Origin of the sequence: Bacteroides rodentium JCM 16496 (genome assembly GCF_000614125.1) — a bacterium.
GTDB lineage: Bacteria > Bacteroidota > Bacteroidia > Bacteroidales > Bacteroidaceae > Bacteroides > Bacteroides rodentium.
In genome coordinates this window covers 203,051-216,488 of the sequence record NZ_BAKJ01000001.1, presented here as the reverse complement: position 1 = coordinate 216,488, position 13,438 = coordinate 203,051, and the positions used below count along the sequence as shown (strand labels likewise).

Annotated in this window: 13 protein-coding genes and 1 pseudogene; 6 read left to right on the top strand and 8 right to left on the bottom strand. The window is 52.6% G+C overall.

The features are described 5' to 3' along the window. The 7 genes and pseudogenes from JCM16496_RS21215 to JCM16496_RS00790 all read right to left on the bottom strand — a co-directional run. Positions 1-460: pseudogene (locus JCM16496_RS21215) on the bottom strand (hypothetical protein); the annotation flags it as partial. Beyond that, positions 457-1,632 carry a DUF6443 domain-containing protein gene (locus tag JCM16496_RS00815; RefSeq protein ID WP_025831647.1) on the bottom strand — a complete coding sequence of 392 codons (1,176 nt, stop codon included), beginning with the start codon at positions 1,630-1,632 and terminating at the stop codon, positions 457-459. The gene JCM16496_RS00815 and the pseudogene JCM16496_RS21215, both read right to left, overlap by 4 nt. A 14-nt stretch (positions 1,633-1,646) precedes the next feature. Next, positions 1,647-3,905, bottom strand: a complete 2,259-nt coding sequence (locus JCM16496_RS00810; RefSeq protein WP_025831645.1) for an RHS repeat protein — start codon at positions 3,903-3,905, stop codon at positions 1,647-1,649. A gap of 38 nt (positions 3,906-3,943) precedes the next feature. Continuing rightward, complete coding sequence (locus JCM16496_RS00805; protein WP_025831643.1) at positions 3,944-5,146, bottom strand: hypothetical protein; 1,203 nt, start codon at positions 5,144-5,146, stop codon at positions 3,944-3,946. A gap of 111 nt (positions 5,147-5,257) precedes the next feature. Next, complete coding sequence (locus JCM16496_RS22600) at positions 5,258-5,362, bottom strand: smalltalk protein (RefSeq protein WP_159102424.1); 105 nt, start codon at positions 5,360-5,362, stop codon at positions 5,258-5,260. Between the two features lie 23 nt (positions 5,363-5,385). Further along, a complete protein-coding gene (locus JCM16496_RS00795) occupies positions 5,386-5,826 on the bottom strand; it encodes an N-acetylmuramoyl-L-alanine amidase (RefSeq protein ID WP_025831642.1) in 441 nt (146 codons plus the stop codon). 155 nt (positions 5,827-5,981) lie between these two features. Next, entirely contained in the window at positions 5,982-6,497 is a 516-nt protein-coding gene (locus JCM16496_RS00790) for an HU family DNA-binding protein (protein ID WP_025831640.1), read from the bottom strand. Positions 6,498-6,756: 259 nt separating this feature from the next. Between JCM16496_RS00790 and JCM16496_RS00785 the strand changes: the two genes are divergently transcribed. Next, positions 6,757-7,335, top strand: a complete 579-nt coding sequence (locus tag JCM16496_RS00785; RefSeq protein ID WP_128809374.1) for a hypothetical protein — start codon at positions 6,757-6,759, stop codon at positions 7,333-7,335. Positions 7,336-7,522: 187 nt separating this feature from the next. Beyond that, a complete protein-coding gene (locus tag JCM16496_RS23215; RefSeq protein WP_244440171.1) occupies positions 7,523-8,491 on the top strand; it encodes a BT4734/BF3469 family protein in 969 nt (322 codons plus the stop codon). 46 nt (positions 8,492-8,537) lie between these two features. Here the strand turns inward: JCM16496_RS23215 and JCM16496_RS23210 are convergent, their stop codons facing one another. After that, on the bottom strand, positions 8,538-8,741 hold the full coding sequence (locus JCM16496_RS23210) for a hypothetical protein (protein ID WP_244440170.1): 204 nt from the start codon (positions 8,739-8,741) through the stop codon (positions 8,538-8,540). On the opposite strand from JCM16496_RS23210, the gene JCM16496_RS23205 reads away from it, so the two are divergent. The 4 genes from JCM16496_RS23205 to JCM16496_RS23195 all read left to right on the top strand — a co-directional run bounded on the left by JCM16496_RS23205 (position 8,699) and on the right by JCM16496_RS23195 (position 13,370). Next, positions 8,699-9,778, top strand: coding sequence for a DUF3987 domain-containing protein (locus JCM16496_RS23205; RefSeq protein WP_369346645.1), 1,080 nt, complete (start codon positions 8,699-8,701; stop codon positions 9,776-9,778). The two genes, JCM16496_RS23210 and JCM16496_RS23205, sit on opposite strands and share 43 nt — an antisense overlap. Positions 9,779-9,946: 168 nt before the next feature. After that, entirely contained in the window at positions 9,947-10,210 is a 264-nt protein-coding gene (locus JCM16496_RS00775; protein WP_128809373.1) for a DUF4248 domain-containing protein, read from the top strand. A gap of 308 nt (positions 10,211-10,518) precedes the next feature. Next, positions 10,519-11,658, top strand: a complete 1,140-nt coding sequence (locus tag JCM16496_RS23200) for a ligand-binding sensor domain-containing protein (protein WP_244440168.1) — start codon at positions 10,519-10,521, stop codon at positions 11,656-11,658. Then, positions 11,586-13,370: a helix-turn-helix transcriptional regulator gene (locus tag JCM16496_RS23195; RefSeq protein WP_244440167.1), complete on the top strand. Its 1,785-nt coding sequence runs from the start codon at positions 11,586-11,588 to the stop codon at positions 13,368-13,370. Before JCM16496_RS23200 ends, JCM16496_RS23195 begins: the two co-directional genes overlap by 73 nt. The last annotated feature ends 68 nt before the right edge of the window (positions 13,371-13,438 follow it).

Genomic DNA, 13,438 nt, shown 5'->3' with positions numbered 1-13,438 from the left:
CTCCGTCGTAAGTGAACTTGTAGCCACGGATAATGCTTTCATTCCCTGCCTTCCACGTCATACTGCTGATGCTGCCGTTGTACTTAGCAGCACCGGTGCCGGTATTGTAATACAAAGTCTGGGTGAACTTACTTCCGCTGATACCCGTCAGCCAGCCGCGGAGGTTGTAGGCGTAGGTCAGCTTGTTGGTGCTTGCGCCATGGAACTCCCGGCTCTGGAGCCTGCCGAACTTGTCATACGTGTAGGCTGCCAGTGTGATGGATGTCCCGCTGTGGTTCAGGTCAAACTTCACGCTTTCCGGGCGGTCGCACGAGTCGTAGGCATAGGTATATTTCCCGCTTACGGTAGGCGTACCGTCCTTGTAGTGCCATTCGTTTATGGTCTGAGGATTCCCCGTAAAGGTGTAGGCAGTCTCCTGCTTGAGGCAGAAGTCCGGCTGCGAACGGGCGGTACGTGTCACCCTCCCTTTGACGTCATAATAGTTGGCAACATATACCTTGCCCGTGCCGCCAAGCAGGGAGAGGATGCTGCCCGTCTGATAATTCCGGGCGTTGGACTTATCCTGCGCTGTGGCGGCAGGAAACCAAGTACGGTTAGTGAATCCCGATTGCGACAGAAAGTCATAATTGTCGTAGAAGTTCTGTACGTGTACCACCGGACTTGAAGAGGCGTTCTTTCCCGTACATTCCCCTTGCCGGTCAATCGTCCCAAAGCGTCGTACAGATAGAACATCCATTTATTGCCTCCGGCAGCACGCTGCCTGCCGTCCTGCGTGAAGCTGACGCGGTCGGCAAGGTCGTAGACGTATTCTGTATAGTCCGAACTCCCGGCTCCCGGAAGCCACTTCTTGGAGCAACGACCGAAACTGTCGTACTCGTAGCGGTAGGCATACAGCGCCAGATTGGCTACGGCGATATTGCCATCGACGGACGGCGAAAGTACATAGCGCAATCGCCCCAGGTCGTCATACACGTAATAGGTGTCATACGGAGCACTGCCGTTCATCCGGCGGACGAGCAGGGTACGTCCCTGCTTGTCCGTAAAGGTGTAAGTGAGATGGCCGTCTTCATCTTGAGCGCAAACAACGGCAAGTTCTCCGGCAGGATATTTGGTGCCGCCTGCCAACGAGCTTCCGCTGACCGTATACCGGATGCAGTGCAACGGCGATTCGAGTGTGTTGGATGTATAGGCTGTCTTTGCCGGATGTTTCGCCCATGCCGAACCGGGACCGTACTGTTCGGTCAGTCGGTTCAATGGAGAATTCTCATAGACCGGGCGATTGTAAGGAGCGGCATCATTGCCGTAGTTTCCCGGTGCGCTGCTTTTGAAGGAGGCAGGGGCAGTATAGTCGGCAGCAGGAGCTATCGGCAACCAGGAGTTGGCTTCACGGCCCAAGGCGTCATATTCCTGCAGGGTGGCAAGACGGCTTTTCACGACATTGTTTTCCGATGCCTTCTGCAGAGTCTGGAACGGACGTCCCAGACCGTCGTAATAGATTATCTCATCCAAGAGTTTTTTCCCGTCGGCATTCAGCATTGTAGTGGTGCGGACATAGTTTTGTGACGACACTTGTGCCATGGCATGGACGGCAAGTATCAGCAGAGCTATCAGGCAATATATTTTCTTTCTCATGACTGTATCGGTGTTTATTGGTTCTTGTAATTATACTCATAGGCCTGTACGGTCTTCCCTTCGTGGTCGGTCACACTCTGCAGCCTGCCGAAGGCATCATAACTGTAGCGGGTGATATTCCCGTTCGGACCGGTTACGGAGGTAATGCCCACGAACGGCGACCAGGTATAGGTGGTGACTTGCGAGGCGGTTCCCATGTAATAGGTATCCAGCTTGCTACGGACGGAAGCCACGTCCGGAGCGGCCGAATTTTCGAGTGTAGTCATCTGGGCATCCGTATACCCCAGGGCTTCCTTGACTTTGGCATACGTTGTATTGGCTATTTCCGCAATAACGTGCTGCTTGTTGTAACTCCACAGATAGACCGTGGTCAGCGTCTGCTTCTCCGTTATTGTGGATAAGTTGCCGCCTGAAGTATAGGTGCAGGAAGCGTCAGCGCTATAATCTGCCGAAGGGGAATAGATACCCCTGGTCAGCGTATCGGTACCGATAACCCCTATACTTTTGTTGGAGAACTTGAAGCTGCCTACGGCAAGCGGGGCAGACAGTTTGAGACGGGAATGCGAAGTCAGCAGCCCTTTCTCGTTATATCGGTACAGTTCCCCGACCGTCACTGTTGATGTTCCTGCCCGGTCGGTCACTTTGACCGTTTCGATCGGCACATTCAGTATGTGATTGTCCACCAAAGTTTGGGGATAACCGTTTCCTGCATAGTTCTGCGGATAAAGCATATGCACGGTTTCGCTCAAGGAAGAATCATGAATTGTCTGCACGGCAGATGGCTGCAGGTTCCATGGGTTATAAGCATATCGGTATTCGGTAGTCAATACGCCTTTATCGGTGTATTCTTTGGCTATACGGTTGGTACATTCAATCCAGAATCTGGAAGAAGGATAGATGCAGAACAGCACACGGCCTCCACCGCATGAGTGCGCATATTTGTTGTCGACTCCGGAACTACTGCAACCTTCGGCACCGCTATGTATGTCTTCTACCAGGGCGTTTACAAAATGATGTTCCTTTTTCAGCACACTGTAGGTGTTTTCTGTCTCGCGCTGCAAGTTGCCGTTCGACGAATAGACCGCTTCACGCAACAAATTGCCGTTACGGGGGTCATCAAAAGGCGGATAGAAGTCAAACGAAGAATTCTTGTCGTTCTTGTTCCAGAATTCATAAACCTGTTTGCCGTTGCCGCGTGTCAGAGTCACCCGACTGTATCCCACCAATGTCCCCCTGCCGGAAGCCATATTCTCCGACCGGACCGACCAATAGTTTTTCAGCACTGCTGCAGGAGGTACGGGATCGATGGAACTACCGCCTTCACTATGGCCCGGGCCTGCTTCTGCCTGATAGACCTGGAGCTTGTTGCGTGAAAATCGCAAAGGATACATCATCAGGCCCGAAGACATGCCGCTCTCCTGGGTATAGCCGTACTGGGAAACGATTGTATTCCCGTTCCCGTCCGTCTGACGAATCTCCCTAATCCGGACCCCTCCACCTTGGGACATGAAGGAATTAGTACTTTTAACCCACATCTCCACTCGTTTTTCTCCGGGAAAACTGGGGTAAGGGGTAATCTGGGGTGCAGAAATCTGGGGGCGTAGCTGGTATTTGCCTGCCGGGAGCATAACCAACTCCACACGTTTCACCACTTTTGTTCCCTTCCCCTCCGCGCGAAGCGTATCAGCCGGAGAAAGTGCCCATATTTTATAGGGATGCATGGCTGTACTTGAAAGATGCTGGTCATAGACCATCAACATTGCCGGACTTCCCAGCATATCCCTCCACGACAACTCTGCCGGACACGAATGTCGAATGGTCATCTCCACAAGCATGTCGTTTTCTATGGTGAAGTCTTTGGGTTCGGTGTTTACTGCCGGGATGGTCGAGTTGCAGTTACTTGTCATGGCATAAACTGACAAAGGCTTGGCATTGGATATTGTCTGTCCCAGCTTCAGATAGGTGTAGTTCGTGAAAGAATGAGGTTCGTAACTGAAACTGCTCTTTCCGCCGGTAGGGTAAGTAATTTGGGAAAGCATACCGGCTGTGATAGTGGCAGGATTACACCTACGGTTGGCTGTTTGCATAGGAAGGGAGTAAGGGAAATTGTTGTAACCCGTTTCGCCTGCCAAGGAAAGAGGGGGCAGAAGCGTCTTGTTGGACTGCCCGTTATAATGTCCCCAATAGTCGCATGCAGAGGAACTTTTACCGGGAAGCTCTCCTTGATAAGTGAACTGATGAGCCGGAAGTTTCTTTAACGTACTTCCTACCATCGTTTCTTCTTGCAAGGAAACAAGGCGCAAGCGATTGTTTACCTCAGCATCCGAGTAAAGCAAACTGTAGTTTGGCAGAAGATTACGGCTCTCGTAATATTCGCGAAGCCGATTGCCTCCACACCGTTGCCTGCAAAATAATCGTACGTAAAGCGGAAGCGCTTGAACAGTTGGTCAGCCTTGCTTCTAATTTCAATGCTTTCCAATTTACGCCCTCCCATCAGGTCGGTACGAGTCCCTGCATTAAAGCGCACTGTTTCTTCATCGGTTGTTATCTCATATAAATAGTAGTTGTTTATCTTCACTAAATCAGAGAGTTGTTTCTCAACCTTATAATCAACCGTATTGGTCAAACCGTAATGCCAGTACTCTTGCAATTCGGGCAACATACGGATAGAGCCATATTGCTTATAGCTGAGACGGATGGTTTTCCCGTCAGGATGTTTTATTTGGGTCAGGTAATACGAAACGTTCCGCTTGGCATAAGGAGCCGTGGTATAAGAATCCGGAGAGTTGGTTTCTGTGATTCCGAATGTGTATTCTATACCGTCGGCATCGGTTATCTTGGATATGCCGGTGGCTCCTCCCGCAATTTTTACGATAGGTCCCTTCCCCGTTACTATGAACTTCTCCTGCAACGGATGGTAGATGAATTCTATATGCCGACCCATGAAATCGGCTGTATAGGATTGCGCCTCGCCTTCATGGTTATCCAGCATTTTTGCATAAAGTGCAAAAGATATGTCGGTTGTCTTGGGATATGGAATGCATTTGAAACGGTTGTAGCCATAACTGCCGCGCCAACCACTTTCATGATTTCCGTCCATTTTATAGAAGCGTCCCAAGCCATCGGTATTCACTGTACGGAGATTCAGACTATTGTACAAGAACTCCCAGTCCTTTTTCAGCGTTCCCGCTTCGGGTTTGGTTATCTGTGTTGTCACTACTCCGCCTGCGTTCAGCAGCCAGTTCAAGCCGACCCAGGTAGATTCCTGATTCACTTGTATGGCAGTGGCTTGATAGTCCAGAGTTATGGGAAGTCTCAATTTGCCACATTTCACTTCGTAGATGGGAATGGAAATCTGGGGAACACCCGTATAGAAGCTGACCGGAACTTCTCCCACCTTGGTAAAGGCGGCAACTTCGGGAGATTTGATGTTAACACGCTGTATGGATTCTGTTTGAGCTTGCAGTTGCAAGGAACAGAGCAGCAGGACGAGCCATAGTATATTCTTCTTCATGATTATTATTATTTTATATTGGTAGAATGTTTGTGCTCAAGAAAGAACCAGCTTGCAGCAAGCCTATACACCGGCTTACTGCAAGCCTAATTTAAAATAAACCGAACGGCTTTACAGCAGTGGCATCGCCTGCACGCCCAGCACACTGGCTATGGTGGCAATGATGGTGCCCACAATCTTCAGGATGTCTTTCCAGGTTTCTTTTGTTATCTTCATAATGTTCTGTGTTTTAAATGATTTTACAGTTCTTTGCTTACCTCGAAGCACGGGCACTGCTTCACCCACTCCTCCGGTTCAATCTCCCCGTTCCCGTTCAGGTCGGGGCTGAGGTCGCGGTGGCCGCAGACGCGGACATCGGGAAAGTGCTTCAGCAGCTGTGCCACCAGCAGACGGAGGGCCGAGCGCTGTTCCGGCGTGCGGGTGTCCTTGGGATATCCGTGGCAGTCAAGCCCGCCCTCATAGCAGATGCCGATGGAATGTTCGTTGTGGCCGCGGCAATGCGCACCGGGCAGTTCCAGGGAGCGGGTACCGAGCACTGTGCCGTCCTTGCGGATGTAGTAATGGTAGCCGATACACTTGAAACCGCGGCTGCGATGTGCCGCCAGCAGGTCGTGCTCCGTCAGGCAACGGTCTTCGCGTGTGGCGGAGCAATGCACCACGATGTAGTTGATTTTTCTCATTGGTTAGTAATTAGTTGTTAGTAGCGAGTAGTAATTGACGATTTGACGATGTACGATTGAGATTACTCTTCGTATCATAAATGCCTGCGTAGGTGCGATTATTTAACAGTACGAATTTCAATCGTACATCGTAAATCGTCCAATCGTAAATAAGTTTATCCCAGCGGATTCTCTCCCTGGTCTCCGTCCGAGCCTCCTCCGCCGGAACCGCCGCTGTCTTCGCCGTCTTCCGAAGGTTTCAGGTTCAGACGGGCGAGCTGCGTTTCCAAATCCACGAAATCTATGCGCTCTTCGGCGCGGGTGGTGGCGGTGTCGAGGCTGGGGCGGATGGCGCTGGAGGCACGGAAATTGATGCGGACAGCCTTTATCTTGTCGGCCTGGCAGTCTTTCTTGTTCTCCGTGCCCACGGTGGAGGCAGAGAGGCTGAAGACACCGAAACCGTCGACGTTGACGGAATGCCCGTTGTAAAGTTCCGTGCGCATGGCACTGACAAAGTTTATCAGCACGCTCCGGATGTCGCCCAGGCTGAGGGAGCTATTCTCCTTCATCTGGATGGAGAGCGTATCGAGCGTGGCGGACTTGCCCCAGATGACGAGCTGGGGATGATACAGACCCGAGCCGTCCGTCTTGGTCGGGTTCTTGCGGAACATACGTTTGTAGGTTACTGACATAATCTTAATAATTTAACAGTAAATAGTTTAAAGAAAAAAGAGAGCTCTCTGTCCGCAGAGGAGAGGGAAGAAGAGGGCGACGTCTGTCCCGCATCCCCGCCTCTTCCCCTGAGGACATGGCAAAGGTGCGGAAAACGCCAGGAGGCAGATGCCGAATCGTGCGAACTCGTGCGAAGTGAAGTTTAAAACGGATTATTTATGGGTAGAAAGGAAAAAGAAGTTACCTTTGCAGCACATAAACATTGAACTTACAGCTACAATGAAAGAAGAAAAGGATGAACTTTCCCTGACGGGATTGAACGAAAATACGGTCCGTGAAATGGAACGGGACCAGGAAGAAGCCGCCAAGTGGGCCGGAGAACTGCCGGATGCCGGAGTAGAACGGCTGGAAGCCATCAGGCAGGCAGCCGGAGAGATGATGGAAAGAACAGAGACGAGAACGGAAATGCTCGTCAAGGTGATAAGCGCATGCCGGGAAGGCAATCCCCACATATTGAGACGACTCACAAGATGGGCTCTGGCAGGAGCAGGAGGATTGTTGGAAGGATTGATGGGAGGATTGATGGCAGGTGCAGCCTACATGGGTACCCCCACCACCGGAGGGATTGAGATGCGTGCCGTCAAGAAGCTCTTCGAACAACTGAAGAAACTGCTGAAGACCGACAAAGAATTGAGCGTCCGCCTCTGCTCCCTGCTGAAAGAAACCGACCGTCTGATTAACCAGAAACTGGAAGAGAACGAACAGAAGAAAAACAAGAGGCTCGAAGCGGAAAAGAAAGCGGCGGAAGAAGAAAGAAAAGAGCTGGAACGCGCCAAAAGGAACTGCTCGTGCACCTGAACCGCTAAAAGATGTTAATTACCCAAGAAAAACAACCGCTACACTTATTCGTAGTAATCCACTGATTATCAGCCATATTTTCTCCAAAAGTGTAGAAAAAGCCCGATTTTCCCCTTTTTATTCTTCACAGCTTTGCATCGTGCAAAGGCAACAGTGCCTTTGTCCGACTGTAAAAACTCGGAAGAATATGAAAAGTACAGTACCCACACCCGGAATCATCCGTTTCTCCAGATTCCCCAACGTGCGCAGCAAATGTGCACAAACCATCACGCTCGAACAGTTCCTCGCCACCGTGCGCAGCGATGAACTCAAGCAGCGCGTGCTGGCATACCGCCTGCTCAAGTCCCGGAAGGGCAAGGAGGCGGAGGCGCAAGCCATCAAAGGCGGCATGCCCTGCATCACCCCCTCTGCCGTCTGCGAAGGCGGACATGCCGTGACCGACCGCCGCGAGCTGAGCGGCATCCTCTGCATCGACCTCGACCACACCGATGCCCGCACGGAAGAAGTAAAGAAGCTGGCCGAAGAGCTTCCTTTCGTTGCCGCCACCTTCATCAGCATCTCCGGCGAAGGGGTGAAGATTTTCGTCCGCATCCGCTGCGAAGACACGGAGGCAGGCTATGCACCGCTCTACGCAGCCGTAGGCGAGACCATCAGCCGCCATGTCCGCCATCCCTACGACGATAAGTGCAAGACGCTGACACAACCCTGCTACTACTCCTGGGACCCGCAGGCCTGCCTCAATCCGCAGGTCGTGCCCTTCGTCTACACCCCGGCACCGAAGCCCGCCTCCCGGCAGCTCCCGGCAAGCGGCTCCGGATTCATGGAAAACTTCATCGCCTGCTTTGAGCAAGAATACCCGTTCCGGACCGGACAGCGGAACAGTATCGCGCTGAAGCTGGGCCGCGCCGCCGCACGTAAAGGTTTTTCGCCGGAAGAGCTGGAACAGCTGACGGCGCTCTATGCCGGACGCAATGCCATGCCCGACTTTACCGAGCGTGACATCCGCCAGCGGGTAACGACTGGCTATCAGTTCATTAACGACAAAGTCGCCTCCGAAGGCAAGGACACGAAGGCTCATTTAGCTCAAGGCTCACTATGGGTTTCCCCAGCCGGAGGGGGAAGAGACGGAAGAGGAAGATTTGTTGGAAATAAATGACGGATTGCGGGGCGACATGCCCTACATTCCCGACGAGGTCTTCGGACTATGCCCCTCCTTCTTCCTGCGCTGCACGGAGAATGCCGCCAACCGGCGCGAACGCGACATCCTGCTGCTGGGCAGCCTGAACAGTTGCAGCGCCCTCTTTCCGCACGTCGGCTTCTTCTATAAAGACCGCTATGTCTCGCCCCACTCCTACCTGCCATCGTGGCGCCCGCCGCTGCCGGAAAGGGGGTGCTTGCCTGCACATCGGCCTTGCTGAACCGCACCGACGAGTACTACCGCCAGCAGAACCGCGACCGCCAGCAAGCCTTCGACCGCAACACGCTGGCCTGGGAGGAAGAACAACGGCACGCCAAGTGCGAGAAGCGCAAGGCAGACATCGGGCTGAAGCCGCAGGCACCCGTCATGCAATACTTCAAGCTGCCCGCCACCACCAGCAAGAGCCGTCTCATCGAGAGTCTGGCGGCTGCGGAGGCAGTGGGGTGCACCATGGTCTCCACGGAAATCGTCACCCTGACCAGCGCTTTCAGCCAGGACTACGGCAACTTTGAAGACATCCTCCTGAAGTGTTTCCAGCACGAAGAAGTGGCCTCCTCGTTCAAGATTGACGGAGAACCGAAGTTCGCCGCCTCCCCACACCTTGCCGTCTGCCTTTCGGGCACGCAGGAGCAGTTCACCTCCCTCTTCCGCTCGCTCGAGTCGGGACTCTACAGCCGCTTCATGTTCTACACCCGCCGGCAGGAACTGGTGTGGGAGAACTGCGGCCCCCACAACGGCAACATCGACCGGATGCAGCACTTCCGGAAGCTGGGCGAAGAGCTCTTCGAGATGCACCGCCTGCTGCTCCAGTCGCCCACGCTCGTCACCTTCACGCCCGCACAGTGGGAGGAGCACACGGCAGCCTTTGCCGGACTGCTGCGCAAGGCAGCCATCGACGGGAGCGAGGCCACGGCAGGCATCGTGCTGCGTTGCGGACTGCAAGCCATGCGCCTGGCAGCCACGTTCACCGTCTTCCGCAAGTATGCCGACTATCCCTATGCCAAGGAGTACGTCTGTACCGACAATGACTTCCATGCGGCCATGATGATAGCCTTCACCACCGTAGAGCACGCCCGCCTGCTCAGCAGCGCCCTGCCTGCCACGCTGGAAAAGCCGAGACTGATGCAGAAACCCGGTCGCATGGAGCTGGCACTGGCCTCTCTGCCCGCGAAATTCTCTTACACCGAGTTCTTGGAAGCCGTCAGGTGCAAGGCGCGTCGCGCGCCACCGGAAAGCGATGGCTGAAGAAGGCCGTCAGCATGCAAATCCTTGAGAAGCAGAACGAAAGGTATCAAAAGACCGCAGGCTCTGCTCCACAGGGGGCCTATAGTGAGCCTTGAGCCCCAAATGAGCCCTCGGCACACTGAAACATATTCATTATAAATTAACATCCCAACTATGGAGGAAATCATCATGGAAACAAAAAAGTTCGTCAACATCGAAGACATCAACGCAGAAGAAAAACCGTTCATCATCCGCCCTTATCTGAAGGTGGAGCTGGCACAGCTATACTCTCCCTGCGTGTCGCCCCGTACCGCCATGAACCGGCTGAACACATGGATACGCCACAATCCCGAGCTCTGCGCCCGCATGCACAGCGGACGCGAGGGCAAGAACGACATCTGCTTCTCCACCCGGCAAGTGCGCCTGCTGGTAGAGTACCTCGACGTGCCTTGATGCCGGCCCCCACACCCGGCAGGCAAGCGGCACTCATCCACGCGGCAAAGCAGCACTCATCCATGCGCAAAGCGGCTATGTTTCACGGCGGAACATAGCCGCTTCCGGAAAAGGCGTGCCGCCGTACCGGAAGGATTTTCTTCGACCGGCACACGGTATTCTGATTTTCTTATTGTATATTTGCTCCCCGGAAAACACTTTGAAACTGTTTTTATTTCAGCTTTCTTCCTCAGAAACAAACTCAGAAGATGCTGAGGAAACCTGAAAAAAGAAAATCAAAACAGTTTATTAAACCAACCAGAAAAGAAATGAAACAAAATACATCCGCCCTGCATTGGCTGCTATATCTCCTGCTGTCCATCCTCCCTCTCCAGGCCGGCGCTTCTTCCTTCATGCCCGCCGTCACCAACTACCTGGCCAAAGACTATGAAGCCGGCTATCAGAACTGGGCATGTGCGCAAGGCAGCAACGGCGAAATGTATTTCGGCAACAGCCAGGGACTCCTGGTATATGACGGTTATCGCTGGGCACTCCACAAAGTGCCGGGGAACCATATTGTCCGTTCGGTGTATGTGAAAGAAGACCGCATCTATGTGGGGGCGTTCGAGGAATTCGGCTATTTCAAGTATACGGAGGCAGGCACCCTCCGGTACCATTCTTTGAGCAAGTTCCTGAAGAATTTCCCCATGGAGAACAACGAGATATGGAACATTGTAGAGCTGGACGGCCGCATCTACTTCCAGTCGTTCAGCGCCTGGTTCTCCTACGACGGGAAGATGGTACGCGCTTTCCGCAACAGACGGCAACAGCCGCTCTACTTCTACACCCGGAACGGACATATCTACACACAGATGATTGATGAGGACTTCTATGAATTCGACGGCAAGGATTTCCATCATCTCTTCCCCCGCAGCCAAGTGAACGATGACAATGTAGTGGCATTGCTGCCCGACGGGGACGACAGCTTCCTGATGGTGACAGAGAACAACGGATTGTTCCGCTACAACGGTGACATCACTCCCTGGAAGACGGACATTGATACGGAACTGAAAAAACAGCGGGTGAACCGTGCCGTAATGACCAATGACTCCATATTCATGATAGGCACGGTCCTGAACGGCATATACGCCATCGACCGCAAAGGACATTGCCTCTGGCACTTCAACCTGGACAACCGCCTGGACAACAACACGGTCCTGGGGCTGTTCTGCGACAAGGACAACAACGTATGGGCAGCATTGGACGACGGCATCGCATACATCCACCACAACTCCCCCGTCATGCTGCTGACCCCTGCCAACCATGAAACCAAGCTGGGCATGGTGTACGACATAGCCCACCGGGATGACTGTTTCTACCTGGCCACCAACCAGGCTTGTACGAATACCACCAGACTACCGGGAATCTGCGCCTGCTTCCCCATTCCGAAGGGCAGAACTGGTATGTGAAGGACATTGACGGGCAACTCTTTGCAGGCAACAATGCCCATACCTTATTAATAAGCGAAAAAGGGAACGTTTCCGTCATAAGCAATACCAACAGCAGTACGTGTCTGATAAAGTGCACCCTCTATGGCGAAGAGATACTGTTGGAATCATCCTACGCCAATTTGCGTATCTATAAAAAGAAGAACGGGCAATGGACCTTTTCGCATGTCATAGACGGCTTCATTGCACCGGTCATGCACTTGGAGGTGGACCAAAGCGGTGTCATCTGGGCTTCGCACATGTATCAGGGAGTCTATAAAATTGTCTTGAACGATGACTTGTCGGCTGTAAAAAGCGTACGCCACATCTCCCATTTAGGCTCGGAATACATCGTCGGCCCTATCCAGGTAATGAAGATGCGGGGACGCATCGTCTTTTCCAGCCCCAACGGTTTCTATACCTACGACGACATCGCCCGGCAGATTATCCCCTTCCAAAAGCTGAATGCCATTCTGCCCTATATCAGGAATGCCCATTCTGTGGTATCCGTCACGAACGACCGCTTCTGGCTGTCCGGTTCGCATGAGTACGTACTGGTAGAGTACGCGGATGGAGAGTACATCGTGAAACAGCGCATTCTCATCGAACTGTTCGATTCTCCATGCATAGAGAACTACAACAATGTGTTCGTCGACAATGACGTTGTCTATTTTAATCTGAACAACGGAATCGCCAGTTACAGCAAAAGCACAGACAGCCTCAGTCCGGCTCTGGAGTCCGCCCTCTCACTGAGCTCGGTCACTGCTTCCTCTTCCGATAAAAAGGAGAAACGCCTGCCTCTGTCCGGAAATGTCGAACTGGAAAGCAATTACCGGGATTTGCTGTTCTCGGTAAGCCTGCCGCATTACAATAAATTGTCCGTACATTTCCATTATGTCCTGCAAGGAGGACAAGGCATGGCGCTGACATCGGACCTGAAAGAGCCCGAAATCCGCTACGGTAGCCTGGATTACGGAGAATACACATTCCGGGCAGAAGCCTATAATGATTTGGGACAGAAAATCGGCGAGGTGGAATATCATTTTGCCATAGCCCGCCCTTTCTACCTCTCTTATTATGCCTTTGCGCTCTATCTCATGGTTCTCACAGCGCTTGTCTACTTCTTCTCCAAGTGGCGCGCCAACCGTGCCATGGCAAAGAAACGGAAGGAGTATGAGGCAGAGCAGGTGCAGCAGAACATCAAGATGCGCGAGCAGGAGCATCTGATAACCCTGCAGCAACAGCAATTGCTGGAAGCCGAACTGTCGGCAAAAAGTAAAGACCTTGCCAGCATGGCGCTGGGTGTATTTGCCAAGAACGAGGTCCTGGAGAAACTCCGTACTGTCGTACAAGAGTCCCTGGTGAAAGGGCAATATGGACGCAAGAACCTCGAATCTCTGCTGAAGCTCATCAACGAAAACATCGAGACACAGGAATTTTGGGATGTATTCCAGAACAATTTCGACCTGATTCATGAGAAATTCTTCCGTAACTTGCGCGAACGCTATCCCAGTCTTACCGCTACCGACCTCCGTTTTTGTGCACTGCTGCGCCTGAATCTTTCTACAAAAGACATTGCGCAAATGACCAACCTCACCATCCGGGGAGTAGAGGCGGCACGCTACCGTCTGCGCAAGAAACTGGATATTCCCGACGGAACGGGATTAGTGGATTTCCTCATCGACCTGAAATAAAGCGACTACAAATCATTCAACCACAACAAACTGATTATTAGAGGGAAACAGCACAAAAACGTAGTAAA